Annotated in this window: 26 protein-coding genes; 20 read left to right on the top strand and 6 right to left on the bottom strand. The window is 69.4% G+C overall.

Annotation, left to right across the window (positions count from 1 at the left end):
- The first annotated feature begins 52 nt into the window (after positions 1-52).
- The 15 genes from prmC to ACFY0T_RS36750 all read left to right on the top strand — a co-directional run bounded on the left by prmC (position 53) and on the right by ACFY0T_RS36750 (position 13,971).
- Positions 53-898, top strand: coding sequence for a peptide chain release factor N(5)-glutamine methyltransferase (prmC, locus tag ACFY0T_RS36820; protein WP_388880927.1), 846 nt, complete (start codon positions 53-55; stop codon positions 896-898).
- A 53-nt stretch (positions 899-951) separates the two neighbouring features.
- Complete coding sequence (locus ACFY0T_RS36815; RefSeq protein ID WP_388880924.1) at positions 952-1,599, top strand: L-threonylcarbamoyladenylate synthase; 648 nt, start codon at positions 952-954, stop codon at positions 1,597-1,599.
- Entirely contained in the window at positions 1,596-2,261 is a 666-nt protein-coding gene (locus ACFY0T_RS36810; RefSeq protein WP_388880921.1) for a protein-tyrosine-phosphatase, read from the top strand. The genes ACFY0T_RS36815 and ACFY0T_RS36810 overlap by 4 nt, the downstream gene beginning before the upstream one ends.
- Positions 2,262-2,550: 289 nt before the next feature.
- Positions 2,551-3,819 carry a serine hydroxymethyltransferase gene (glyA, locus tag ACFY0T_RS36805; protein ID WP_388880918.1) on the top strand — a complete coding sequence of 423 codons (1,269 nt, stop codon included), beginning with the start codon at positions 2,551-2,553 and terminating at the stop codon, positions 3,817-3,819.
- 129 nt (positions 3,820-3,948) lie between these two features.
- Positions 3,949-5,313 (top strand): MraY family glycosyltransferase, encoded by a 1,365-nt coding sequence (locus ACFY0T_RS36800; RefSeq protein ID WP_388880915.1) that lies wholly within the window; start codon positions 3,949-3,951, stop codon positions 5,311-5,313.
- A 294-nt stretch (positions 5,314-5,607) separates the two neighbouring features.
- Positions 5,608-6,045 (top strand): hypothetical protein, encoded by a 438-nt coding sequence (locus tag ACFY0T_RS36795; protein ID WP_388880912.1) that lies wholly within the window; start codon positions 5,608-5,610, stop codon positions 6,043-6,045.
- 225 nt (positions 6,046-6,270) lie between these two features.
- Entirely contained in the window at positions 6,271-7,092 is an 822-nt protein-coding gene (gene atpB / locus ACFY0T_RS36790) for a F0F1 ATP synthase subunit A (protein WP_388880909.1), read from the top strand.
- Between the two features lie 70 nt (positions 7,093-7,162).
- Positions 7,163-7,405, top strand: coding sequence for a F0F1 ATP synthase subunit C (locus ACFY0T_RS36785; protein ID WP_351294146.1), 243 nt, complete (start codon positions 7,163-7,165; stop codon positions 7,403-7,405).
- A gap of 41 nt (positions 7,406-7,446) precedes the next feature.
- Positions 7,447-7,992, top strand: coding sequence for a F0F1 ATP synthase subunit B (locus ACFY0T_RS36780; RefSeq protein ID WP_388880902.1), 546 nt, complete (start codon positions 7,447-7,449; stop codon positions 7,990-7,992).
- A complete protein-coding gene (locus tag ACFY0T_RS36775) occupies positions 7,989-8,804 on the top strand; it encodes a F0F1 ATP synthase subunit delta (RefSeq protein WP_388880899.1) in 816 nt (271 codons plus the stop codon). The genes ACFY0T_RS36780 and ACFY0T_RS36775 overlap by 4 nt, the downstream gene beginning before the upstream one ends.
- A 122-nt stretch (positions 8,805-8,926) precedes the next feature.
- Complete coding sequence (atpA, locus tag ACFY0T_RS36770) at positions 8,927-10,519, top strand: F0F1 ATP synthase subunit alpha (RefSeq protein ID WP_388880896.1); 1,593 nt, start codon at positions 8,927-8,929, stop codon at positions 10,517-10,519.
- A 20-nt stretch (positions 10,520-10,539) separates the two neighbouring features.
- Positions 10,540-11,457 (top strand): F0F1 ATP synthase subunit gamma, encoded by a 918-nt coding sequence (locus ACFY0T_RS36765; protein ID WP_388880893.1) that lies wholly within the window; start codon positions 10,540-10,542, stop codon positions 11,455-11,457.
- A complete protein-coding gene (atpD, locus tag ACFY0T_RS36760) occupies positions 11,457-12,893 on the top strand; it encodes a F0F1 ATP synthase subunit beta (protein WP_388880891.1) in 1,437 nt (478 codons plus the stop codon). Before ACFY0T_RS36765 ends, atpD begins: the two co-directional genes overlap by 1 nt.
- A 118-nt stretch (positions 12,894-13,011) precedes the next feature.
- The gene (locus ACFY0T_RS36755; protein ID WP_095936680.1) at positions 13,012-13,386 is read left to right on the top strand and encodes a F0F1 ATP synthase subunit epsilon; all 375 of its coding nucleotides are present in this window, start codon (positions 13,012-13,014) and stop codon (positions 13,384-13,386) included.
- Between the two features lie 138 nt (positions 13,387-13,524).
- Positions 13,525-13,971 carry a DUF2550 domain-containing protein gene (locus ACFY0T_RS36750; RefSeq protein ID WP_388880888.1) on the top strand — a complete coding sequence of 149 codons (447 nt, stop codon included), beginning with the start codon at positions 13,525-13,527 and terminating at the stop codon, positions 13,969-13,971.
- Between the two features lie 8 nt (positions 13,972-13,979).
- Here ACFY0T_RS36750 and ACFY0T_RS36745 read toward each other — a convergent pair whose 3' ends face one another.
- The 3 genes from ACFY0T_RS36745 to ACFY0T_RS36735 form a co-directional block, all read right to left on the bottom strand.
- A complete protein-coding gene (locus tag ACFY0T_RS36745) occupies positions 13,980-15,818 on the bottom strand; it encodes a glycosyl hydrolase family 18 protein (protein ID WP_388880885.1) in 1,839 nt (612 codons plus the stop codon).
- A gap of 222 nt (positions 15,819-16,040) precedes the next feature.
- Entirely contained in the window at positions 16,041-16,682 is a 642-nt protein-coding gene (locus ACFY0T_RS36740) for a response regulator (protein WP_388880882.1), read from the bottom strand.
- Entirely contained in the window at positions 16,679-17,866 is a 1,188-nt protein-coding gene (locus ACFY0T_RS36735; protein WP_388880879.1) for a sensor histidine kinase, read from the bottom strand. Before ACFY0T_RS36735 ends, ACFY0T_RS36740 begins: the two co-directional genes overlap by 4 nt.
- Positions 17,867-18,060: 194 nt before the next feature.
- On the opposite strand from ACFY0T_RS36735, the gene ACFY0T_RS36730 reads away from it, so the two are divergent.
- Positions 18,061-18,675 carry a hypothetical protein gene (locus ACFY0T_RS36730; protein ID WP_388880876.1) on the top strand — a complete coding sequence of 205 codons (615 nt, stop codon included), beginning with the start codon at positions 18,061-18,063 and terminating at the stop codon, positions 18,673-18,675.
- Here ACFY0T_RS36730 and ACFY0T_RS36725 read toward each other — a convergent pair.
- Genes ACFY0T_RS36725 through ACFY0T_RS36715 form a run of 3 tightly spaced genes read right to left on the bottom strand, consistent with a single transcriptional unit; the run spans position 18,592 to position 20,717 of the window.
- Positions 18,592-19,164: a cob(I)yrinic acid a,c-diamide adenosyltransferase gene (locus tag ACFY0T_RS36725; protein ID WP_388880873.1), complete on the bottom strand. Its 573-nt coding sequence runs from the start codon at positions 19,162-19,164 to the stop codon at positions 18,592-18,594. The genes ACFY0T_RS36730 and ACFY0T_RS36725 overlap by 84 nt on opposite strands.
- Before the next feature lie 13 nt (positions 19,165-19,177).
- Positions 19,178-19,927: an ABC transporter permease gene (locus ACFY0T_RS36720; protein ID WP_388880870.1), complete on the bottom strand. Its 750-nt coding sequence runs from the start codon at positions 19,925-19,927 to the stop codon at positions 19,178-19,180.
- Positions 19,928-19,934: 7 nt separating this feature from the next.
- Positions 19,935-20,717: an ABC transporter ATP-binding protein gene (locus tag ACFY0T_RS36715; protein ID WP_388880867.1), complete on the bottom strand. Its 783-nt coding sequence runs from the start codon at positions 20,715-20,717 to the stop codon at positions 19,935-19,937.
- An 82-nt stretch (positions 20,718-20,799) separates the two neighbouring features.
- Between ACFY0T_RS36715 and ACFY0T_RS36710 the strand changes: the two genes are divergently transcribed.
- From ACFY0T_RS36710 to ACFY0T_RS36695, 4 genes are all read left to right on the top strand, one after another.
- A complete protein-coding gene (locus ACFY0T_RS36710; protein ID WP_388880864.1) occupies positions 20,800-21,441 on the top strand; it encodes a TetR/AcrR family transcriptional regulator in 642 nt (213 codons plus the stop codon).
- A gap of 124 nt (positions 21,442-21,565) precedes the next feature.
- Positions 21,566-22,414, top strand: coding sequence for a 3-hydroxyacyl-CoA dehydrogenase family protein (locus ACFY0T_RS36705; protein WP_388880861.1), 849 nt, complete (start codon positions 21,566-21,568; stop codon positions 22,412-22,414).
- A gap of 211 nt (positions 22,415-22,625) precedes the next feature.
- Entirely contained in the window at positions 22,626-22,949 is a 324-nt protein-coding gene (locus ACFY0T_RS36700) for an STAS domain-containing protein (RefSeq protein WP_030672301.1), read from the top strand.
- A gap of 297 nt (positions 22,950-23,246) precedes the next feature.
- Positions 23,247-25,778, top strand: a complete 2,532-nt coding sequence (locus ACFY0T_RS36695; protein WP_388880857.1) for an ATP-binding protein — start codon at positions 23,247-23,249, stop codon at positions 25,776-25,778.
- The last annotated feature ends 14 nt before the right edge of the window (positions 25,779-25,792 follow it).

The raw sequence follows: 25,792 nt of genomic DNA, 5'->3' as shown, positions 1-25,792 counted from the left end.
AAGGCCGTACTTGTAAAGCCGTAGGACAACAGCTCAGCCCCGGAGGACCAGCGTGAACCTGCTGCTCGCGGAAGTGGCCCAGGCCACCCAGCGGCTGGCCGACGCCGGCGTGCCCTCGCCGCGCAACGACGCGGAGGAGCTCGCCGCCTTCGTGCACGGCGTGAAGCGGGGCGAGCTGCACACCGTCAAGGACGCGGACTTCGACGCCCGTTACTGGGAGGTGATCGCGCGCCGCGAGGCCCGCGAGCCGCTCCAGCACATCACCGGGCGGGCCTACTTCCGCTACCTGGAACTCCAGGTCGGGCCAGGGGTGTTCGTGCCCCGGCCCGAGACCGAGTCCGTGGTCGGCTGGGCCATAGACGCCGTCCGCGCGATGGATGTCGTCGAGCCGCTGATCGTCGACCTGTGCTCCGGCTCGGGCGCCATCGCGCTCGCGCTCGCGCAAGAGGTCCCGCGCTCCCGCGTACACGCCGTGGAGCTGTCCGAGGACGCCCTCCAGTGGACCCGCAAGAACGTAGAGGGGTCCAGGGTCGACCTGCGCCAGGGAGACGCCCTGGAGGCCTTCCCGGACCTCGACGGCCAGGTGGACCTGGTCATCTCCAACCCGCCGTACATCCCGCTCACGGAATGGGAGTACGTCGCTCCGGAAGCCCGGGACTACGATCCCCAACTCGCCCTGTTCTCAGGGGAGGACGGACTCGACCTCATCCGCGGCATCGAGCGCACCGCGCACCGGCTGCTGCGCCCCGGCGGTGTCGTCGTCATCGAGCACGCCGACACCCAGGGCGGCCAGGTGCCGTGGATCTTCACCGAGGAGCGGGGCTGGGCCGACGCGGCCGACCACCCGGACCTCAACAACCGGCCGCGGTTCGCGACCGCCCGCAAGGCGATGCCGTGAGCACGCGCATCGCGTTCCCCAGCCAGCAGTACGTGTACGAGGAGGCCCGCTAAATGGCACGGCGATACGACACCAATGACGCGACCGACCGCGCCACCGGTCTGCGTGAGGCCGCGTCCGCCGTCCGTCGTGGCGAGCTGGTCGTCCTCCCGACGGACACCGTGTACGGCGTCGGCGCCGACGCGTTCTCCTCGGAGGCCGTCACCGACCTCCTGGAGGCCAAGGGCCGTGGCCGTGGCATGCCCACGCCCGTCCTCATCGGCTCCCCGAACACGCTGCACGGCCTCGTCACGGACTTCTCCGAGATGGCCTGGGAGCTGGTGGACGCCTTCTGGCCGGGCGCCCTGACGCTCGTCGCCAAGCACCAGCCGTCCCTCCAGTGGGACCTGGGGGACACCCGTGGCACCGTCGCCGTGCGCATGCCGCTGCACCCGGTCGCCATCGAACTGCTCACCGAGGTCGGCCCGATGGCCGTCTCCTCCGCGAACCTCACGGGCCACCCGGCTCCCGAGGACTGCGACGCCGCGCAGGAGATGCTCGGCGACTCCATCTCGGTCTACCTGGACGGCGGCCCGACCCCGGGCATCGTCCCGTCCTCGATCGTCGACGTGACCGGCAAGGTGCCCGTGCTGCTGCGCGAGGGGGCACTGTCGGCGGAGGAGCTCCGGAAGGTCGTACCCGACCTCGAGGTGGCGAATTGACAGCCCCTGACGCGGGGCGTGGCATAGGCACGGGGATCACGGGGACCAGTGGGTCCTCCAGGGGGTCCTTCCGCATCCTCCACGTCAGCACCGGCAACGTGTGCCGCTCGCCCATCACCGAGCGGCTGACCCGGCATGCCCTGGCGGACCGGCTCGGCGACCCCCTGTGGGGCGGCCTCATCGTGGAGAGCGCGGGCACCTGGGGCCATGAGGGCGCGCCCATGGAGGCCAACGCGGAGACGGTCCTCGCCGACTTCGGTGCGGATGCCTCCGGCTTCGTGGGCCGTGAACTCCTGGACGACCATGTCATCCGGGCCGACCTGGTGTTGACGGCCACGCGTGATCATCGGGCCCAGGTCATCTCCATGGGGCACTCGGCGGGGCTGCGCACGTTCACTCTGAAGGAGTTCACGCGTCTCGTACGGGCGATAGACCCGGCTACGTTGCCGCCTCTGTCGGACGGGGTGGTCGAGCGGGCGCGGGCTCTGGTGCGGGCTGCTGCCGCTCTACGCGGGTGGCTTCTGGCGCCTACCGCGGAGGCGGACGAGGTGTACGACCCGTATGGGGCGCCGTTGCCGTTCTTCCGGTCCATCGGGGATGAGATCAACGAGGCGTTGGATCCGGTGGTGACTGCGCTGACGGGGGTGCCTGCGCGTACGTAGGCTGCCGCTGGCGTTTGTTTGCAGGGAGCCCGGCGCTGTCGGCTGTGCCCACCCTCCCCCAAGCTCTCGGCTCGCTCGAGCAGGGGGGACACCCATCGCCCCGCGGAACGACTGCCCACAGCGGTAGCGGTGGTGGCTCGCTCACGCATTGTCCACAGCAGTAGCGGCGGTGGCGGCTTGTTCGCAGTTGTAGCCGCTCTGCCCCCCGGCAGGCCCTAACACCGGGCGTCTCAGCGGCCTCGGGCCTACATTGGACGTAGCGCACCCCCGCTCAGGCCCGGAGCTCACCATGTCGGTCACGCATGCTCAGGAAGCCGTACGGCCCGCCGCTGCCGGGCCCGAGTTCGACGTGCTGCGTCGCCAGGACCCCGAGCTCGCCGAGATCCTCATCGGGGAGCTGGACCGGCAGTCCACGACGCTGCAGCTCATCGCGGCCGAGAACTTCACCTCGCCGGCCGTGCTGGCCGCGCTCGGCTCGCCGCTGGCGAACAAGTACGCCGAGGGGTATCCCGGCGCCCGTCACCACGGCGGATGCGAGATCGTCGACGTCGCGGAGCGGCTCGCCGTGGAGCGGGCCAAGGCCCTGTTCGGCGCCGATCACGCCAACGTGCAGTCGCATTCCGGGTCTTCGGCCGTCCTCGCCGCGTACGCCGCCCTGCTGCGGCCCGGCGACACCGTCCTCGCGATGGGGCTGCCCTTCGGAGGCCACCTCACACACGGGTCGCCCGCGAACTTCTCCGGTCGCTGGTTCGACTTCGTCGGCTACGGCGTGGAGGCGGAGACCGGGCTCATCGACTACGACCAGGTGCACACCCTTGCTCGTACGCACCGCCCGAAAGCCATCGTCTGCGGGTCCATCTCCTACCCCCGGCACATCGACTACGCCGCCTTCCGGGAGATCGCGGACAGGGTGGGCGCCTACCTCATCGCGGACGCCGCCCACCCCATCGGGCTCGTCGCGGGGGGAGCGGCGCCCAATCCGGTGCCGTACGCCGATGTCGTGTGCGCGACGACACACAAAGTGCTGCGCGGGCCGCGCGGCGGCATGATCCTGTGCGGCGGCGAACTGGCCGAGCGCGTCGACCGGGCCGTCTTCCCGTTCACCCAGGGCGGCGCGCAGATGCACACCATCGCCGCCAAGGCCGTCGCGTTCGGCGAGGCGGCGACTCCGGCCTTCTCGGCGTACGCCCATCAGGTGGTCGCCAACGCGCGCGTGCTGGCCGACGAGCTGGCCGATGAGGGGCTCGCCGTCACCACCGGCGGCACCGACACCCATCTGCTGACCGTCGATCCCGCGCCGCTCGGCGTCGACGGACGCACCGCGCGCGGGCGTCTCGCGGGCGCCGGAATGGTCCTCGACACCTGCGCACTGCCCCACGGGGACGCCCGTGGCCTGCGGCTCGGTACGGCCGCCCTGACCACCCAGGGGATGGGCGAGGCGGAGATGGCGCGGATCGCCGTACTGTTCGCGGGGGTGCTGCGGCAGGACATCGAGGGCAAGGACGCGCGTGAAGAAGTGCGGGAGCTGACCGGAAGATTTCCGCCCTATCCCGGCTAGAGAGGGGCAGGCGCGCCCCTGTGCACAGCCACTCGTGCAACCATCGTCGCTACCCGGAAGTCCCCAACCATATGCGCGCATCGCTAGGGTGTGGGGCTGAGATGGCCAGCGAGACCTGTGGGGAAGCCTGTGCGTGAATACCTGCTGACGCTCTGCATCACGGCCGCGGTGACGTATCTGCTGACAGGGCCGGTACGGAAGTTCGCGATCGTGGCCGGAGCCATGCCGGAGATCCGTGCGCGCGACGTGCACCGGGAACCCACGCCGCGGCTCGGCGGCATCGCGATGTTCTTCGGGCTGTGCGCGGGCCTGCTGGTCGCCGACCACCTGAGGAACCTCAACGCGGTGTTCTCGAACTCCAACGAACCGCGGGCGCTGCTCTCCGGAGCGGCGCTCATCTGGTTGATCGGTGTCCTGGACGACAAGTTCGAGATCGACGCCCTGATCAAGCTGGGCGGCCAGATGATCGCCGCGGGCGTGATGGTCGTGCAGGGTCTGACGATCCTGTGGCTGCCCATCCCGGGCGTCGGCCTGGTCGCGCTGACCCAGTGGCAGGGCACCCTGCTGACCGTCGCGCTCGTCGTCATCACCATCAACGCCGTGAACTTCGTCGACGGGCTCGACGGCCTCGCTGCCGGCATGGTGTGCATCGCGTCCGCCGCGTTCTTCCTGTACGCGTACCGCATCTGGTACAGCTACGGCATCGAGGCCGCCGCCCCGGCGACGCTCTTCGCCGCGATCCTCATGGGCATGTGCCTGGGCTTCCTGCCGCACAACATGCACCCCGCGCGGATCTTCATGGGCGACTCCGGCTCGATGCTCATCGGGCTGGTGCTCGCGGCCGGCGCGATCTCCATCACCGGGCAGATCGACCCCGACGTGATGAACCTGTTCTCCGGTTCCGAGCGCAACACCGTGCACCAGACGGTGCCCGTCTTCATCCCGCTGCTGCTCCCGCTGACGATCATCGCGATCCCGGCCGCCGACCTGGTGCTGGCCATCGTGCGGCGCACCTGGCGCGGTCAGTCGCCGTTCGCCGCCGACCGCGGGCATCTGCACCACCGGCTCCTGGAGGTCGGCCACTCGCACAGCCGGGCCGTGCTGATCATGTACTTCTGGTCGGCGCTGATCGCCTTCGGCGCCCTCGCGTACTCGGTCAACTCGGGGGCCATGTGGAGCGTGCTCGCCATCGCGGCGCTCAGCGCGGTCGGTCTGGTCCTGCTCCTGCTGCCCCGCTTCACCCCGCGCGCCCCGCGCTGGGCCGAGCACCTCGTGCCGCCGCGCTACCGCCGCCGCAGGGCCGGCGCCCCGGCAGCCGAGGCCGAGCCGTCCGAGCCGTCCGTCACCCACGCCGCGGCGGCGGCCGAGGAGCCGGGGGAGGCCCGCGAACACCGCGCCCCGGTCGCCGCGGGCGTCTCAGGAGTCAACGGAGCGACCGCAATTGGCTCCCGTGCGCGCTTCCTGGATCGACGCAACGCCGGGTCGTCGCGCTGACGCGAAGGTAAGAATCTGACTAACACGTGACCAAGTCGTGGGGGTGCAAAGCGCCCCAATACCAGACAACTTGGCGCCCTGAGTGCACAGACGCGCAGCTTCACTCTCATGTGTGACAGTCGGCACACCAACCAGGTAAAGACCTCATCAAATAGTTTGTGATACGGTTCACGAGAACCCGGGACAGAGCCGAAGGACCCTAGTGCGACGGTCCCTTGGCGTGAGGTTCTCTCTCAGCCCGGGACTACGCTCGTCCATGACGACACGCCCCCCTTAGCAAGCGGAGTTGCCGCCATGCCGTCCAATGACGCCCGGATTCTCCTTCAGGCCGCTGTGCCCACAGCTGCCGTCGGCGCGATTGCCGCCGTCGTCAGTGGTGTGGTCGCGGGCGGCAAGGGGGCCCTCGGGGCGATCGTCGCGACGCTGGTCGTGATCCTCTTCATGGGCATCGGGCTCTACGTTCTGCAGCGCACCGCCAAATCGCTTCCGCACCTGTTCCAGGCGATGGGCCTCATGCTCTACGCGGCACAGATTCTTCTGCTGTTCATCTTCGTCGCCGCGTTCAAGAACACGTCGCTGTTCAACCCCAAGGCCTTCGCGCTCACGCTCGTCGCCACCACGCTCGCGTGGATCGGCGCACAGGCGCGTGCCCACATGAAGGCCAAGATCCTTTACGTCGAACCCGACTCCTCGAAGGGCGACAAGCCCGAAAAGACGGGGCACTCGTCGTGAGGGGTAGGGCCGGGATAAAGGCGCGTAAGAGATCCTGCTATCGTCCGGTGCCAACTGCGGCATCGCGGGCGCGGGCATCTGAGCTGACGCCTGCTCAATCGCGAGGCTTGATGCCCCACAGCCGCCCCCACATCCGTAACACCAGTCCAGTGCCGAACCGCGGCTGCGCGCCGCGCCGACACAACGAGGTTGCCGTACCTATGCGCCACGCTGAAGGAGCCCGCGGTGAGTGCTGACCCGACGCAGGTGCTCGCCTTCGAGACCGATTGCCACATCTTCGACGGCTGTGGCTTCCCGGCTCCCGGCCTGCACTCGTTCCTGTTCGAGCCCCTCTGGGGCGACGGTGACAGCAACGTGTACTTCAACAAGACGATGCTCCTGGCGCTGCTCGGCTCGATCATCGTTGTCGGCTTCTTCTGGGCCGCCTTCCGTAAGCCGAAGGTTGTCCCGGGCAAGCTGCAGATGGTCGCCGAGTCGGGCTACGACTTCATCCGCCGCGGCGTCGTCTACGAGACGATCGGCAAGAAGGAAGGCGAGAAGTACGTCCCGCTGGTCGTCTCGCTGTTCTTCTTCATCTGGATGATGAACCTCTGGTCGATCGTTCCGCTCGCCTCGTTCCCGGTGACGGCGATCATCTCCTATCCCGCGGTCCTCGCGTTGATCGTCTACGTCCTGTGGGTCTCGCTGACCTTCAAGCGGCACGGATTCGTCGGCGCGTTCAAGAACTTCACCGGCTACGACAAGTCGCTGGGCCCGGTTCTTCCGCTCGCCATGTTCATCGAGCTCCTGTCGAACCTGATCGTCCGGCCCTTCACGCACGCGGTGCGACTCTTCGCGAACATGTTCGCGGGTCACACGCTGCTGCTGCTCTTCACGATCGCCAGCTGGTACCTGCTCAACGGCATCGGGATCGCCTACGCAGGCGTGTCTTTCATCATGGTCCTCGTGATGACGGCATTCGAGCTCTTTATCCAGGCGCTGCAGGCGTACGTCTTCGTGCTCCTGACCTGCACCTTCATTCAGGGCGCGCTCGCCGAGCACCACTGAGCGCCCACACCGACCACAGTCGTCCGGTGGCCAACCCCCACCGGCCCATGAAAGAGAAGGAAGAACCGGCATGTCCGCTCTCCAGACCCTCGCCGCCGAAGGCGTCTCCGGCTCCCTCGGTTCCATCGGCTACGGCCTTGCGGCCATCGGCCCCGGCGTCGGCGTCGGCATCATCTTCGGTAACGGCACCCAGGCGCTCGCCCGCCAGCCTGAGGCCGCCGGTCTGATCCGTGCCAACCAGATCCTCGGCTTCGCCTTCTGTGAGGCGCTCGCCCTCATCGGTCTGGTCATGCCGTTCGTCTACGGCACCTGATCGACCGATCAGCGACAGCCCACTAGACGAAAGGCACTGACATGAGCCAGCTGCTCATTCTGGCGGCCGAGGAGAAGGAAAACCCCCTCGTCCCGCCGATCCCCGAGCTTGTCATCGGCCTGATCGCCTTCGTCATCGTCTTCGGCTTCCTGGCCTGGAAGCTCCTCCCGAACATCAACAAGGTTCTGGAGCAGCGTCGCGAGGCCATCGAGGGCGGTATCGAGAAGGCCGAGGCCGCTCAGACCGAGGCCCACAGCGTTCTTGAGCAGTACAAGGCTCAGCTCGCCGAGGCCCGTCACGAGGCCGCGCGGCTGCGCCAGGAGGCGCAGGAGCAGGGCGCCACGCTCATCGCCGAGATGCGCGCGGAAGGCCAGCGGCAGCGTGAGGAGATCATCGCCGCCGGTCACGCGCAGATCGAGGCCGACCGCAAGGCCGCCGCTCAGGCGCTGCGCCAGGACGTCGGCCACCTGGCCACCGACCTGGCCGGCAGGCTCGTCGGCGAGTCCCTCCAGGACCACGCCCGGCAGAGCCGCGTCATCGACCGCTTCCTCGAGGACCTCGAGGAGAAGGCCGAGGCCGCGCGATGAACGGAGCGAGCCGCGAGGCCCTGGCAGCCGCACGTGAGCGTCTCGACGCGCTGACGGACTCGACGTCCGTGGACGCGGCGCAGCTCGCCGACGAGCTGGCCGCCGTCACCGCGCTGCTCGACCGCGAGGTGTCGCTGCGTCGGGTCCTCACCGACCCGGCGCAGCCCGGTGAGGCGAAGGCCGAACTGGCCGGGCGCCTGTTCGGCACCCAGGTCAGCGGGTCGACCGCCGATCTGGTGGCCGGCATGGTGCGCTCCCGCTGGTCGCGCTCGCGCGACCTGGTGGACTCCATCGAGGAGCTGACCGCCACCGCCGACCTCACGGCGGCGCAGCGGGCGGGCACGCTCGACAACGTCGAGGACGAGCTGTTCCGGTTCGGCCGGATCGTCTCCTCGAGCACCGAGCTGCGCTCCGCGCTGACCGACCGCGCCGCCGGCAAGGCGGCCAAGAGCGAGCTGTTGCACAGCCTGCTCGGCGGCCGGGCCAACGTGACGACCGAGCGTCTGGTGACGCGCCTTGTGACCGCGCCGCGTGGACGTAGCCTGGAGGCGGGACTCGAGTCCCTGTCCAAGCTCGCCGCGGAGCGCCGCAACCGCATGGTCGCCGTGGTCACCACGGCGGTCGCGCTGAGCGACGGACAGAAGCAGCGCCTCGGTGCCGCTCTGGCGAAGCTCTACGGCCGTCAGATGCACCTCAACCTCGACGTCGACCCCGAGGTCGTCGGCGGGATCCGGGTGCAGGTCGGCGACGAGGTCATCAACGGCTCCATCGCGGACCGGCTTGAGGACGCCAGCCGCCGCATGGCCGGCTAGCAGCAACTCAATACGCAGTACGTACTTACGGCCCTCGTTGGGCCGTGCAGAGGATTCCTGGGGGTCGCCCCCAGACCCCCAAAGTGAAACTTCGGGCCCAACAAGGAGAGCAGGGAACCCAGATGGCGGAGCTCACGATCCGGCCGGAGGAGATCCGGGACGCGCTGGAGAACTTTGTCCAGTCGTACAAGCCGGACGCGGCCTCGCGCGAGGAGGTCGGTACGGTCACCCTTGCCGGCGACGGCATCGCGAAGGTCGAGGGCCTGCCCTCGGCCATGGCCAACGAACTGCTGAAGTTCGAGGACGGCACCCTCGGCCTCGCGCTCAACCTGGAAGAGCGCGAGATCGGCGCCATCGTCCTCGGCGAGTTCAGCGGCATCGAGGAGGGCCAGCCGGTGCAGCGCACCGGTGAGGTGCTGTCCGTCGCCGTCGGCGAGGGCTACCTCGGCCGCGTTGTCGACCCGCTCGGCAACCCGATCGACGGCCTCGGCGAGATCGAGACGTCCGGCCGCCGCGCCCTCGAGCTGCAGGCACCTGGCGTCATGGTCCGTAAGTCGGTGCACGAGCCGATGGAGACCGGCTACAAGGCCGTCGACGCGATGACCCCGATCGGCCGTGGCCAGCGTCAGCTGATCATCGGTGACCGTCAGACCGGCAAGACCGCCCTGGCCGTCGACACGATCATCAACCAGCGCGACAACTGGCGCTCCGGCGACCCGAAGAAGCAGGTTCGCTGCATCTACGTCGCCATCGGTCAGAAGGGCTCCACCATCGCCTCCGTGCGTGGTGCGCTCGAAGAGGCCGGCGCGCTGGAGTACACGACCATCGTCGCCGCTCCGGCGTCCGACCCGGCCGGCTTCAAGTACCTTGCGCCGTACACCGGTTCGGCCATCGGCCAGCAGTGGATGTACGACGGCAAGCACGTCCTCATCATCTTCGACGACCTCTCGAAGCAGGCCGACGCCTACCGCGCCGTGTCCCTGCTGCTGCGCCGCCCGCCGGGCCGCGAGGCCTACCCGGGTGACGTCTTCTACCTGCACTCCCGTCTGCTGGAGCGCTGCGCGAAGCTCTCCGACGACATGGGCGCCGGTTCGATGACGGGTCTGCCGATCGTCGAGACCAAGGCGAACGACGTGTCGGCGTTCATCCCGACCAACGTCATCTCCATCACCGACGGCCAGTGCTTCCTGGAGTCCGACCTGTTCAACGCCGGCCAGCGTCCGGCCCTGAACGTCGGTATCTCGGTCTCCCGTGTCGGTGGCTCCGCCCAGCACAAGGCGATGCGCCAGGTCTCCGGTCGTCTCCGCGTGGACCTCGCCCAGTTCCGTGAGCTCGAGGCGTTCGCCGCCTTCGGTTCCGACCTGGACGCCGCGTCGAAGGCCCAGCTGGAGCGCGGTCAGCGCATGGTCGAGCTGCTCAAGCAGCCGCAGTACCAGCCGATGCCGACCGAGGACCAGGTCGTCTCCGTGTGGGCCGGTACCACCGGCAAGATGGACGACGTACCGGTCAAGGACATCCGCCGCTTCGAGAAGGAGCTCCTGGAGTACCTGCACCGCAAGGAGCAGGGCCTCATGACCTCCATCAAGGAGGGCGGCAAGATGTCGGACGACACGCTGCAGGCCATCGCCGACGCCATCGCGGACTTCAAGAAGCAGTTCGAGACGTCGGACGGCAAGCTCCTCGGCGAGGAAACCCCTGCCGCTGCGGGCAAGTGACGACGGAAGGGACCTGACTCATGGGAGCTCAGCTCCGGGTCTACAAGCGTCGCATCAAATCCGTCACCGCGACCAAGAAGATCACCAAGGCGATGGAGATGATCGCCGCCTCGCGCGTCGTCAAGGCGCATCGCAAGGTGACGGCCTCCACGCCCTACGCGACCGAGCTCACCCGCGCGGTCACGGCGGTCGGTACCGGCTCGAACACCAAGCACCCGCTGACCACGGAGGCGGAGACGACGACCCGCTCCGCGGTGCTGCTCCTCACGAGCGACCGCGGACTGGCCGGCGCCTTCAACTCCAACGCCATCAAGGCCGCGGAGCAGCTGACCGCGCGTCTCGAGGCGGAGGGCAAGGAGGTCGACGTCTACATCGTCGGCCGCCGTGGTCTGGCCCACTACAACTTCCGTGAGCGCAAGGTCACGGAGTCGTGGTCGGGCTTCACCGACCAGCCGACCTACGCGGACGCGAAGAAGGTCGCCGTTCCGCTGATCGAGGCCATCGAGAAGGAGACGGCGGACGGCGGCGTGGACGAACTCCACATCGTCTACACCGAGTTCGTCTCGATGATGACGCAGACGGCGGTCGACAGCCGCCTGCTGCCGCTTCGCCTCGAAGAGGTGGCGGAGGAGACGCACGTCAAGGGCGAGATCCTTCCGCTGTACGACTTCGAGCCGTCGGCGGAGGACGTCCTCGACGCCCTTCTGCCGCGCTACGTCGAGAGCCGTATCTACAACGCGCTGCTCCAGTCGGCTGCTTCCAAGCACGCCGCCACGCGCCGCGCGATGAAGTCGGCGACCGACAACGCGGGCGAGCTGATCAACACGCTCTCCCGACTTGCCAACGCGGCCCGCCAGGCCGAAATCACCCAGGAAATCAGCGAGATCGTCGGTGGCGCCAGCGCCCTGGCCGACGCGACCGCGGGGAGTGACAAGTAATGACGACCACTGTTGAGACGGCCGTTGCCACGGGCCGCGTCGCCCGGGTCATCGGCCCGGTCGTCGACGTGGAGTTCCCCGTCGACGCGATGCCGGAGATCTACAACGCCCTGCACGTCGAGGTGGCCGACCCGGCCAACGCCGGCGAGAAGAAGGTGCTGACCCTGGAGGTCGCCCAGCACCTGGGTGACGGCCTGGTCCGCACCATCTCGATGCAGCCCACCGACGGTCTGGTCCGCCAGGCCACGGTGACCGACACGGGCGCGGCCATCAGCGTCCCGGTCGGCGACTTCACCAAGGGCAAGGTGTTCAACACCCTCGGTGAGGTGCTGAACGTCGACGAGACCTACGAGGGCGAGCGCTGGTCCATCCACCGCAAGGCCCCCGCGTTCGACCAGCTCGAGTCGAAGACCGAGATGTTCGAGACGGGCCTGAAGGTCGTCGACCTTCTCACCCCGTACGTCAAGGGCGGCAAGATCGGTCTGTTCGGTGGTGCCGGTGTCGGCAAGACCGTGCTGATCCAGGAAATGATCATGCGTGTCGCCAACCTCCACGAGGGCGTCTCCGTCTTCGCGGGCGTCGGTGAGCGCACCCGTGAGGGCAACGACCTCATCGCGGAGATGGAAGAGTCCGGCGTTCTGGACAAGACCGCGCTGGTCTTCGGCCAGATGGACGAGCCCCCGGGCACCCGTCTGCGCGTCGCCCTGGCCGGTCTGACCATGGCGGAGTACTTCCGCGATGTGCAGAAGCAGGACGTGCTGTTCTTCATCGACAACATCTTCCGCTTCACCCAGGCCGGTTCCGAGGTGTCCACCCTGCTCGGCCGTATGCCGTCCGCGGTGGGTTACCAGCCGAACCTGGCCGACGAGATGGGTCAGCTGCAGGAGCGCATCACCTCGACGCGTGGTCACTCGATCACCTCGATGCAGGCGATCTACGTCCCCGCGGACGACCTGACCGACCCGGCCCCGGCCACCACCTTCGCCCACCTCGACGCGACGACGGTTCTCTCCCGTCCGATCTCCGAGAAGGGCATCTACCCGGCCGTGGACCCGCTGGACTCCACGTCCCGCATCCTGGACCCGCGCTACATCGCGCAGGACCACTACGACGCCGCCATGCGCGTCAAGACGATCCTGCAGAAGTACAAGGACCTCCAGGACATCATCGCGATCCTCGGTATCGACGAGCTCGGCGAGGAGGACAAGCTCGTCGTCCACCGTGCCCGTCGCGTGGAGCGCTTCCTGTCCCAGAACACCCACGCCGCCAAGCAGTTCACCGGCGTCGACGGTTCGGACGTTCCGCTGGACGAGTCGATCGCGGCCTTCAACGCGATCTGCGACGGCGAGTACGACCACTTCCCGGAGCAGGCGTTCTTCATGTGCGGTGGCCTCGAGGACCTCAAGGCCAACGCCAAGGAGCTCGGCGTCTCCTGACGCGAGCCCCGTGCTTGTGGCGAGAGGGGGCGGGTGCGTCCCGCCCCCTCTCCCACGCCTACTAGACTTTGACCCAACACCCGGCAGCAACGCCGGGTGGTGACCCGAGGAGCCCACCTTGGCTGCTGAGCTGCACGTCGAGCTCGTCGCCGCGGACCGCAGTGTCTGGTCCGGCGAGGCCACCCTGGTCGTCGCGCGTACCACGTCCGGCGACATCGGCGTCATGCCCGGTCACCAGCCGCTGCTCGGTGTGCTGGAGTCGGGCCCGGTGACCATCCGTACGAGTGATGGTGGAACGGTCGTCGCCGCGGTGCACGGCGGTTTCATCTCGTTCGCGGACAACAAGCTGTCGCTGCTGGCCGAGATCGCCGAGCTGTCGGACGAGATCGATGTCCAGCGCGCGGAGCGGGAGCTCGAGCGCGCGAAGGCGGAGGGCGATGCCTCCGCCGAGCGTCGCGCGGACGTCCGCCTGCGTGCGGTGGCGGCGCGCTGAACCCAGCGCGCATGGAATGACGTGACTCAGCCGCGGCCGGGACTGGAGTAATCCAGACCGGGCCGCGGCTGAGGCGATGCGGGTGCTTTTTCCCGTTCCATTACCTGCTTTACCTAGGAGACGAGGAGGTCGGTGTCGATGGTCCTCGCTCTGACTGTGTGCGGGTTGGTAGTGGCGCTCGTGGTGGTGGGGCTGTTTGTCTTCGGCCTCCGCCGTCGGCTGATCCAGCGCTCCGGCGGCACATTCGACTGCAGCCTGCGCTGGGACGTCCCCGAGAAGGGTGACTCCAGCGGCAAGGGCTGGAGCTATGGTGTCGCCCGCTACAACGGCGACCGCATCGAGTGGTACCGCGTCTTCTCCTACGCCCCCCGCCCGCGCCGCGTCCTGGAGCGCTCGGCGATCGAGGTGGCGGGCCGCCGCGCGCCCGAGGGCGAGGAAGAGCTCGCCCTGCTCTCCGACGCGATCATCCTCGCCTGTCTCCATCGCGGGACGCGCCTCGAACTGGCGATGAGCGAAGACGCGCTGACCGGATTCCTCGCGTGGCTGGAGGCGGCCCCGCCCGGTCAGCGCGTCAATGTCGCTTAGGGCCTGTTCTACGACAGTCCGCTGTTGATGGCGCTCACCAGCTCGCCGTTGCTGGTGTCGCCGCTGAACTCCCAGAAGAACGCGCCGCCCAGGCTCTGGTTCTTGGCCCAGGTCATCTTCGTACCGATGGTGGCCGGGGTGTCGTAGCTCCACCAGTTGCTGCCGCAGTGCGCGTACGCCGTGCCGGCGATCGTGCCGGTGGCCGGGCAGGACGTCTTGAGGACCTTGTAGTCCTCGATGCCCTGCTCGTATGTGCCTGCCGCGGGCCCGGTCGCCGTGCCGCCCGGCGCGTCCTGTGTGACGCCGGTCCAGCCGCGCCCGTAGAAGCCGATGCCGATCAGCAGCTTGCTCGCGGGCACGCCCTTCGCCTTGTACTTGGCGATCGCGTCGGCCGTGGTGAAGCCGGCCGTCGGAATGCCGCTGTACGAGGTGAGCGGGGAGTGCGGGGCCGTCGGGCCCTGTGCCGCCCAGGCGCCGAAGAAGTCGTACGTCATCACGTTGTACCAGTCGACGTACTGCGCCGCGCCCGCGTAGTCGGCGGCGTCGATCTTGCCGCCGGAGGAGCCGTCGGCGGTGACGGCCGAGGTGACGAGGTTGTTCGAGCCGAACTTCGCGCGCAGGGCGCTCATCAGGTTCTTGTAGGCCGCGGCGCCGCTGGTGTCGCACGACAGACCGCAGGCGTTCGGGTACTCCCAGTCGATGTCGATGCCGTCGAAGACGTCGGCCCAGCGCGGGTCCTCGACCAGGTCGTAGCAGGACTGTGCGAAGGCGGCCGGGTTGGCGGCGGCCTCGCCGAAGCCGCCGGACCAGGTCCAGCCGCCGAAGGACCACAGGACCTTGATGTTCGGGTACTTGGCCTTCAGCTCACGCAGCTGGTTGAAGTTGCCGCGCAGCGGCTGGTCCCAGGTGTCGGCGACGCCGCTGACGGACTGGTCGGCGGTGAACGCCTTGTCGTAATCGGCGTAGGAGTCGCCGATCGCGCACTTGCCGCCGGTGACGTTGCCGAAGGCGTAGTTGATGTGCGTGATCTTCGCCGCGGAGCCGGACGTCACCAGGTTCTTGACGTTGTAGTTGCGGCCGTAGATGCCCCACTCGGTGAAGTAGCCGAGCTTGACGGCGGAGCCGGTGGGCGGCGGATTCGTGGTGCCGCCCGTGGTGTGCACCGCGACCGCGCCGCTCACCGGACCGGTCTGGTCGGCGGTGTCACGGGCCTGGACGGTGTACGAGTAGTCGGTACCGGCGGTCAGACCGGTGTCGGTGTACGAGGTCGTCGTCACCGTCGCGACCTTGGTGCCGCCGCGCAGGACGTCGTAGTTCTTGATGCCCTTGTCGTCGGTGGCCGCCGACCAGGAGAGCTTCACCGAGGTGTCGGTGAGGGAGGACGCGGTCGGGGTGCCGGGCGCGGAGGGCGGGTTGTCGCCGGGGACGGTGCTGCCGCCGTCACAACTGCCGCCGTTCAGCGTGCAGTTGGAGGGCGAGCCGGATCCGGTGCCGTTGAAGCCGAAGGAGACGGAGGCGCCGGCGGCGAGGGTGCCGTTGTAGGACTTGTTCTTGGCGGTCCAGTGGGTGCCGGAGTTGGTCACGTCCGCGTCCCACGCCGACGTCACCGACGTGCCCGAGGGGAAGTCCCACTCGATCGTCCATGAACTGATGCTGGTGGTACCGGTGTTCTTGACGGTCCACTTGCCTTCGAACCCGGTGCCCCAGTCCTGGGTCTTGGTGTACGTGGCGGTGGCGGTGGTGGCCGCGTGGGCGGGGCTCGCGAGGCCGACCAGTGCGGCGAGCGGGAGGAGCAGGGTGGTGAGCCCTGCCATGGCTTTCTGTCTGGTTCTCTGCCGGAAGCGCATTGATGCCTCTCCTCTTTTGTTTGTTCGCCTCCGGGGCGCTACAGCCGGTGGCGAGACCGCGACCGTGCTCAGCCCTTCGGGCCTCCGCGCGCTCGCGCTCTCGCCACCGGCGCGCCCCTTCGGCTGGGGGGATGTCGTGGGCATGGCTAAGCGCAGTGCGGCGAGAATAGAAAGGTCTGGACCATAGGTCAATAGGTCTGGACCAGTGTGTGCGGGGCTGTATCAGACGCCCAACTCCTGGGCGAGGACGGCCGCTTGGACCCGGCTGCGCAGCCCCAGCTTCCCCAGCAGACGGCTGACGTGGGTCTTCACCGTCGCCTCCGCCATGTCGAGCCGGGTCGCGATCTCCGCGTTGGAGAGCCCTTCACCAACGCAGGACAGCACCTCGCGCTCCCTACGAGTGAGGGCGTCCAGCACGGACGGATCGGCCGTCGGCTCCCGTACCGGCTTCGCCGCGAACTCGGCGATCAACCGGCGTGTGACGGCCGGCGCGATGAGACCCTCCCCGCGCGCCACCGTCCGTACCGCCTCCAGCAGATCCTTCGCGTCGGTGTTCTTCAGCAGAAAGCCCGAGGCGCCCGCGCGCAGCGCCCCGAAGACGTACTCGTCGAGGTCGAAGGTGGTGAGCACCAGGACGTCGGCGAGCCGCTGGCCGACGACCTGGCGGGTGGCCGACACCCCGTCCAGGCGGGGCATCTGGACGTCCATCAGGACGAGATCCGGCCGCAGTTCACGGGCGAGCGCGACCGCCCGCTCCCCGTTCTCCGCTTCGCCGACCACCTCGATGTCGGGCGCGCTGCGCAGGATGAGGACGAGACCGGCGCGTACGGCGGACTGGTCCTCGGCGACGAGCACGCGGATCATGCGTCTTCTCCTTGGGTCAGGGGCAGGGTGGCGCGTACGGCCCAGATCTTGCCGGTGGGGGAGTCCTCGGGACCGGCCTCGAAGGTGCCGTGCAGCAGCGCGGCCCGCTCCCGCATCCCGACGAGACCGGCACCCGAGCCGGGAGCCCGGGGTCCGTCCCGGTCGCCGTACGGACTGCTGACGCGTACCGTCAGGGAGCCGTCGCGCTGGGCGATCCCCACCGTGACGCCGCCGGGGCAGGCATGCTTGAGGGCGTTGGTCAGGGATTCCTGGACGATGCGGTACGCCGCCAGCTCGACCGGCGCGGGGAGTCCGTCGGCGTGGTCGGCTTCCAGCACGACATCGAGTCCGTTGGTGCGGGCGCTGTCCACCAGGGCGCCGAGTCCGTCGAGGGTGGGGGCCGGGGCCGGCTCGCGCTCGCCGCTGCCGTCGCGCAGGATGCCGATCAGCCGGCGCATGTCGGCGAGCCCCTCGACGCTGTTCTCTCGGATGACGGTGAGGGCGTCCTTGGACGTCTTCGGATCGTCGAGGGAGAGCGCGGCGGTGGAGTGGATGGCGATGGCGGACAGGTGGTTGGCCACCATGTCGTGCAACTCCCGTGCCATGCGCGCCCGTTCGGCGGTGACGGCCTGAGTGCGGTCCACCTCGGCGAGCAGGGCGGTCTGTTCGGCGCGCAGGCGCTCGGCGACGGCGGTGTCCCGGTGATTGCGGACGATCCAGCCGGTGGCGGCGGGGGTGAAGGTCACCAGGCCGGTGAACGCCCCGATCAGCAGCCCCTCCGGCTTCCGCCAGGCCGCCACGGGCCACACGGTCGCGATCACCGTGATCAGCCCGGTGATCCAGGGGATCCGCCGGGCCGCGCCGGGCGAGCCGTACAGGACGGCCGCGTACACGAGGTCCGTGAACATCACGACGGTGGCCAGACTGCCGCGGGTGAGCAGGTCGGCGACGAGGGCGACGGTGCCGATGAGCAGGGCGGCCCGCGGCCGGGTCCGGCGCAGCAGCTCGCAGCCGGCCATGACGACCAGCGGAAGGAGCACGACCCAGCCCGGGTCGACCAGGGAGATCGGGTCGTCCGGCGTACGGCTGAAGAGACCGACGCCCCACAGGGCGAGGCCGCCGAGGAGCCCCCCGACGGCGATACGCACATCGTCACGATGCGGGCGGGGGAGTCGTACGGCCATGCCCCAATCCAACACGGCGCATGGGCGGATCTCCTGATCCCGGGGGCGGTTTCTCGACTACATCGAACGATGCAGTCGTCCATCGAAGGACGCAGTTTCGTCCATCGAAGGATGGAGTCGCACTTCCTCACCGGCGACGACGAATCGGGCGGATGCGGACGAGAGCCTGAAGAGGTGACCGAGAGGAGTCAGCCGTGATCGTCGCACTGATCGTCGCCTGTGAGGTCGGATTCTGGGTGCTGCTGGCGGCGGGCCTGGCGGTCCGCTACCTGCTGAAGTGGCGCCGTACCAGCGTGGCCCTGCTGCTGTGCGAGCCGCTCCTGGAGGTCGTGCTGTTCGTGGTGACCGCGATCGACATCAAGAACGGCGCCGAGCCGAGCTGGGAACACGGCCTCGCCGCGCTGTACATCGGCTTCACCGTGGCGTACGGCCACTACACGATCCACTGGCTCGACGGTCACGCGGCGCACCGGCTCGCCGGGGGCCCGCGCCCGACCGGGCCGCCCCGTTACGGGATGGCCCGGGCCAGGCACGAGGGCAAGATCTGGCTCCGTACGGTGCTGGCGGCGGCGGTCGCCTGCGTCCTCCTCCAGGCCGCGATCCGGTACGTAGGCGACGGCGACACGGAGTCGCTGCGGGCGTTCCAGTGGGTGGCGCTGCGTGCGGCCGTGATCCACGGCCTGATCGCCCTCACCTACGTGCTCTGGCCGAAGAAGGCGCCCGCCTCAGCGCTCCCCGCCCGGGACCCACAGCACGTCGCCGACCTCGCCGTTCGCGGTGCGGGCAAGAATGAAGAGCAGGTCCGATAGCCGGTTGAGGTAGGTCGCCGTGAGCGGGTTCATGACCTCTCCGTGCACCTCCAGGGCCGCCCACGTCGACCGCTCCGCGCGCCGTACGACCGTGCACGCCTGGTGCAGCAGCGCCGCGCCGGGCGTGCCGCCGGGCAGGATGAAGGAGCGCAGCTTCTCCAGCCGCTCGTTGAAGCGGTCGCAGTCCGCCTCCAGCTTGTCGATGTAGAACTGCTCCACCCGCAGCGGCGGGAACTGCGGATTCTCGACCACGGGCGTCGACAGGTCCGCCCCGACGTCGAAGAGGTCGTTCTGCACGCGGGTGAGCACCTTGACGACCTCCTCGTCGAGCCCGCCGAGCGCGATCGCCGTGCCGATCACCGCGTTCGCCTCGTTGGCGTCCGCGTACGCGGAGATCCGCAGGTCGGTCTTGGCGACCCGGCTCATGTCGCCGAGAGCGGTGGTGCCCTGGTCGCCGGTCCTGGTGTAGATGCGCGTCAGATTGACCATGAGCCCAGCGTAGTTACGCTCCGGCCTTCCGGAAGACTCGTGTGCCCACCGTCACGGCGAGCCCCGCGAAGCCGAGGGCGACCAGGGCGCCGTACAGCATGTGGGCGGTGGCGTACGAGCCCACGTATGCGTCCCGCACCGCGTCCACCAGATAGCGGAACGGCATGAAGTGGGACAGCACATCCAGCCAGCCGGGCGCCAGTGTCATCGGCAGCATCAGGCCGGACAGCAGCATGGACGGCATCGTCAGCGCGTTGACGGCGGGGCCGAACTCCTGTGGTGTACGGACCTTCATGGCCAGGGCGTACGAGAGGGAGGCGAGCGAGACGGTCAGCAGCGCGACGAACGCGAAGCCGATCAGGACACCCGCGAGGGGTGCGCGCAGGCCTATGGCCACCGCGGCGAGGACCAGCAGCACCGCCTGGAAGACGAAGAGGGCGGCATCCCGCAGCACCCGGCCGAGCAGCAGGGCCAGCCGGCTCACCGGGGTGACCCGCATGCGCTCGACCACCCCCTGGCCCTGCTCCATGATGATCGTGAAGCCCGCGAACGCGGCCCCGAACAGCCCGAGTTGGAGCAGTAATCCGGGGACCAGCACCTGCCAGGAGCTGCCCCGCGAGCCGAGCGGCAGGTCGGTCAGGAGCGGTCCGAAGAAGAGGAGGTACAGCAGCGGCATCAGGACGCCGAAGAGCATCGCGAAGCGGGAACGCAGGGTCTGGCGGGCGTAGCGCCCGAAGATCAGCGCGGTGTCGTGGAGGAGCATCGGATTCCTATACGGCTACGGGGGTTGAGTCGGCCGGTTCCGGGCCCCGGCCGGTGATCGCGAGGAACGTGTCCTGGAGCGTGGCGTCGATCGAGCCGCCGTACCCCAGTTTGAGCGCGGTCGGGGTGCCCTCCGCGACCACGATCCCCTTGTCGACGACCACGAGCCGGTCGGCGAGCGCGTCCGCCTCGTCGAGGTAGTGGGTGGTGAGGAAGACGGTGGTGCCGTGTTCGTCGCGCAGCCGGCGGACCAGGTCCCACAGCTCCGCGCGGCTCGCCGGGTCCAGGCCCGTCGTCGGCTCGTCGAGGAAGAGCACCTGGGGGCGGTGGGTGAGCCCCATCGCGATGTCGAGGCGGCGCCGCTGGCCGCCGGAGAGCGCGGATGTCCTGCGGTCGAGCAACTCCGTCAGGTCCAGGTCGCGTGCCAACTCCTCCGCGCGCTCGACGGCCTGGGCCTTCGGCAGGCGGTACAGCCGCCCCTGGGTGACGAGTTCCTCCCGTACGGACACCTGAGGGTCGACGCCTCCTGACTGCGCCACGTATCCGCAGGCGCGCCGCACCCCGGCCGGATCGGTGGCCAGGTCGCAGCCCGCGACGGTGGCCGCCCCGCCGGTGGGCTTCAGAAGGGTCGTGAGCATTCGGAGCGTGGTCGTCTTGCCCGCGCCGTTCGGCCCGAGGAAGCCCAGGATCTCGCCGGGCCGGACGGTGAGGTCGATGCTGCGTACGGCCTCCACGGGGCCGCGTTTCGTCTGGAAGGTACGGGCCAGACCGGCCGTACTGATGATTGCCATGCCGCCCAGAAAAACAGAGTCCCTGAAATTTTGCAATGACACCAAAATTTCAGCAGGCCCAGCAAAAAGCTACGATGCGGGCATGGCTGAGGGACTCAGGGAGCGGAAGAAGCGGCAGACCAGGCAGTACATCTCGGATGTCGCCACGGGGCTGTTCCTGGATCGGGGCTTCGACGCGGTGACCGTCGCGGAGGTCGCGGACGCCGCGAACGTCTCCGTGAACACCGTCTACAACTACTTCCCCGCCAAGGAGGACCTCTTCCTCGACCGCTCCCGGGGGGTCGTCGAACGGCTCGCCCGCTGGGTGCGCGGCCGGGAGAAGGGCGAGTCGGCCGCCGCCGCCGTGCTGCGCGAACTGCGCGACGAGGTCGAGGCGGTCTCGCCCCGGGTCGGCCTGATGGACGACTACGCGCGCTTCATGAAGGTCATTCACGAGGCGCCCGCGCTCCGCTCGCGGCTGTGGGCGATCGGCCAGGAGGTCGTCGACAACCTGGAGGAGGCGCTGCGCGAGGAGACCGGCGCGTCCGCCGACGACCCGCTGCCCGGGCTCATGGCCGGCCAGATCAACTGGGTGCACCAGACCGTCATGTCCGTCATCGGCCGAGAGATGATGACTGGTCGTAATCAAGACGAAGTGTCACGTGAAGTGCTGGTGCTCCTCGACGACATGGGGGAGCTGTTGAGCGAGAAGGTCCTCAACTACGCCGTACGGGCGGCGGAATGACCCATGCCGGTGTGATGTCCGTCTGATGAGACGTGACGCGCATTACTTACCGGTCACACAGGCACGCCTGAGCGCTAAGGTCCGCCGAAGAGGCAACTTGAACAGCGTGTTAAGGGGAGTCGGAGTGGCACGGAAGCTCGCGGTCATCGGAGCCGGACTCATGGGGTCCGGTATCGCCCAGGTCTCCGCGCAGGCGGGCTGGGACGTCGTCCTGCGTGATGTCACCGACGAGGCGCTGACCCGTGGCATCGACGGCATCAGGGCGTCGTACGACAAGTTCGTGAGCAAGGGCAAGCTCGAGGCCGCGGACGCGGACGACGCGCTCGCGCGCATCACCGCCACCACCGACCTGGACGCGGCCGCCGACGCCGACGTCGTCGTCGAGGCCGTCTTCGAGAAGCTCGAGGTCAAGCACGAGATCTTCCGGACGCTCGACAAGATCGTCCGCGACGACACCGTGCTCGCCTCCAACACCTCCGCCATCCCGATCACCAAGATCGCGGCGGCCACCGAGCGCCCGGAGCGGGTCGTCGGCGTGCACTTCTTCTCGCCGGTGCCGATGATGCAGCTCGTCGAGCTGGTCCGCGGCTACAAGACGAGTGACGAAACGCTCGCCACCGCGCGGGAGTTCGCCGAGTCCGTCGGCAAGACCTGCATCGTCGTCAACCGCGACGTCGCCGGTTTCGTGACGACCCGTCTCATCTCGGCCCTCGTCGTCGAGGCGACGAAGCTGTACGAGTCGGGCGTGGCCAGCGCCGAGGACATCGACCTCGCCTGCAAGCTGGGCTTCGGTCACGCCATGGGCCCGCTGGCCACGGCCGACCTGACGGGTGTCGACATCCTGCTGCACGCCACCAGCAACATCTACACCGAGACCCAGGACGAGAAGTTCGCGCCGCCGGAGCTGATGCGCCGGATGGTTGACGCCGGTGACATCGGGCGCAAGAGCGGGCAGGGCTTCTACAAGCACTGAGAACGATTCTGCGGCGCCCGGACACGGGCGCCACACCTGGCACGGAAACCGCACGCGCCTCTCGAGTATCACTCTATGAGGTGAATTCGGTATCGGTTCGCTTACAGACGGCAACCTCTGCGGCCTTCCGGCCGTCAGACCGTGCACAACAGACAGACGCGAACGCGAACAGACAGACGCGGAGTACGAGACGCACTCTCGGGGAGCGCATATGTACATCAGGGGCGACCACGCCGAGCTGGTCGTCGGGGGCCGCCTCGACGTACGCAGCGCGGCGGACGCCCGTACGGTCCTGCACTCGGCCGTCGACGACGGAGTCGGCGACCTGGTGCTGGACCTGTCCGAGCTGGACTCCTGGGATGCCACCGGGCTCGGTGTCATCATGGGGGCCCACCGACGGGCCGGGCGGTGCGGCCGACGGCTCGTGCTGCGCGGTGTACCACCGCAGATGCAGCGCCTGCTGGTCGCCACCCGGCTGCACCGGATCCTGGCGATCGAAGGCGGCATCGGGGTCGAATCACTGCCCCGGGTGTGAGACTCGCGGCGCGGGTCCGACACCCGCGGTCCGAGTGTCAGACTCGCCGCTCCGCGCGCGAGACCGCGTACGCGCCCTGACCGGCGTACGAAAGGCACCACGAGCACAATCCTCACGAAGCTGTGACGTCTCGGACGGCGCGGTACCCCGGCTGTTCGTAGATACTGTGCGAAGGTTTAGGGTTCGGCTGCCCGCCGACCGAAACCCTACGAGCGGGCACCGGACCAGAAGCGACAGCGCGGTGTGCAGCAAGGCCGGGAGGGGCTCGGCACACGACGCTTTTGGGGGGCTTGGAACATGGACCCGAACAACCGGGGATCCGAAGAGTACGGCCATGACGACGACGGCCAGGCGCCTCGCTCGCGCCCGCCGCGCGATCCGCTCACAGCTGACCTGGGTCAGCATTCGCCCGCGCTCGCCCGCACGGTCCAGCTCGTCTCGGGCGACTTCCTGCTCACCGTCAACCCCGTCGACGGCAGCGAGGTAGAGAACTGCCCGCCGCACGAGCGGCCACAGCCACCGACGAAGTTCAGCGCCGCCGAGCGCGCCGAGCTGGCCCGCGCGACCCAGCCGCCCGTGCCGCCCGGCCCCGCACAGCCCCGACTGCCGCTCCTGGAGCGCCAGGAGGAGCGCGAGCGGCTTGTACGCCTCCTCGCGCGCGGGCGCTCCGTGCGGCTCACCGGGCCCTCCGGCTCGGGCCGCACCAGCCTGCTCGACGCCGTCGCCGACGACTGCGCGGACCTCGCGCCCGACGGTGTCGTACGCCTCTCCGGCTACCGGCGCACGGCGAGCGACCTGCTGCACGACCTCTTCACCGCCGTCTACAGCGCGCCCCTGTACCGCCCGGATCGGGACGAACTGCTCCGGCTCGTCCACGAGATCGGCGCGGTCGTCGTCCTCGACGACGTGGAGTTCGGCGGCAGCGCGCTCGACGAGCTGCTCGACGCCACGCCCGAGTGCGCCTTCCTCATCGCCGCGACACCCGACGTCCCCGCGCCGTCCGCCGACTCACTCCTCGAAGAGGTGTTCCTCGGCGGACTCGACCGCAGCGGCGGTCTGGAGCTGCTGGAGCGCGCCGTCGGACGCGTCCTGACCGAGGACGAGTCGAACTGGGCGGGCGACCTCTGGTTCGAGTCCGAGGGCCTTCCCCTGCGCTTCATGCAGGCCGGGGCGCTGCTGCGGCAGCGCGACCAGCTGAGCGCCAGTGAGGGCGCAGTCGACGAGTTCGGCGTCTTCCAGGAAGTCCCGGTCGACGCGCCCTTCGACGCCGGCGACGGCCATGAGGCACCGCTGCCGTCCCTCGCCGAAGGGGCCGCGCCCGCCGCGCTGCTCGCCTCCCGGCTGAGCGACTCGGCCCGCGCCACCCTGCGGTTCGCCGTGGCGCTCGGCGGCGAGGTGCCGCACCAGGCGCACCTGCCCGCACTCGTGGGCGACACCCACGCCGACGCCGCACTCGCCGAACTGGCGAGCTGCGCGCTGGTCTCCCCGGTCGGCTCCCGCTACCGGCTCGCCGCCGGCGTACAGGCCCAGCTGGAGGCCGCCGGATACGCGGACGGCGTCGAGGAGCAGGCCCGCACCGCGGCCCAGCACTACACCTGGTGGGCCGGGCACCCCTCGGTCACCCCGGAGCGGGTCTGCGCCGAGGCCGACGCGCTGCTCGCCGCGCTCACGGTGCTGGTCCCGCTCACCACCGCCCCGCTCGGCGAGGACGACGAGAGCGCCGCCGTGCAGCTGGCCCGCACGGCCGCGCCGGCGTTCGCCGCGGGCCTGCACTGGAGCGCCTGGGAACGCACGCTGCGCTCCGGCGCCGAGGCCTCCCGGCTCTCCGGCGAGGTCGGCGAACAGGCCTACTTCCACCACGAGTTGGGCATCCTCGCGCTCTGCGGCGGCCAGCTGGACCGGGCCCGTGCCGAGCTGGAGGCCTCCATCGGGCTGCGCGGCGCCCTCGCCGACAAGCGCGGCACCGTCGCCGGCCGCCGCGCCCTCGCGCTGGTCGCCGACCGCTCCGGAGCCGTACTGCCCGGCGGGCGCACGGCGGCGGGGGAGGAGGTGCCCGACGCGCGCTACGAGGAGTCGGCGTCGCCGCCCGGTGGCGTACCGGCCGCGTTCACGCTCGCCGAACCGCCCGGCGAACCCACCACGCTGGTCACCCACCGGGCCGAGCCGGGCCGCCCCGCGGCGAAGCGCGCGGGCGTCGCGGGCCGTCTGGTGACCGGCACCCGGCGCAACCTGGTGGCCGCGGGCGCGGGCGCGCTCCTCGCCGCCGTGCTCGGCACCGTGGTGACGCTCGGCGCGACCTCGGACCACAACGGCGACACCCCGTCCGAGAAGGTCGGCGTGAACCCCTCGGCCAGCCAGGGCAGCGACGACGACAGCCTGGGCGCGGACAAGGCCAAGAAGGGCGGCGACTCCGACACGGGGGTCGTGGCCACGCCCACGGATCCGGGTCCCGATGGCACGTACGGGACGTCGGACGATCCGACGCCCTCGGACACGGACAGCGGGGAGCCGTCCGACGATCCGAGCGGGACGAAGGGGTCGAGTACACCTTCCAAGTCGCCGTCCAAGTCGCCCTCGAAGACGCCGACGACCAAGCCGCCGTCGTCTTCGCCGAAGCCGCCGACCAGTACGTCGCCCACCCCGTCGGGTACGCCTACGACGTCACCGACGCCGTCCGATTCGCCCACGCCGTCGACGACTCCGACCACGTCGGACTCCGCGAGCGGCCCCGCATCGAGCGCCCCGGCGAGTACGACGGCCAGCGCCCCGCAGAGCAGCGTGCCCGCGAGCAGCAGCGCGGCCACGTCGCCGAGCGGCGTGGTGATCTGACCGTACGAGCACAG

The organism is Streptomyces sp. NPDC001530 (genome assembly GCF_042894545.1).
Classification (GTDB): domain Bacteria; phylum Actinomycetota; class Actinomycetes; order Streptomycetales; family Streptomycetaceae; genus Streptomyces.
The sequence above is the reverse complement of the archived record's forward strand: the minus strand, read 5'-3'. Positions and strand labels throughout refer to the sequence as shown.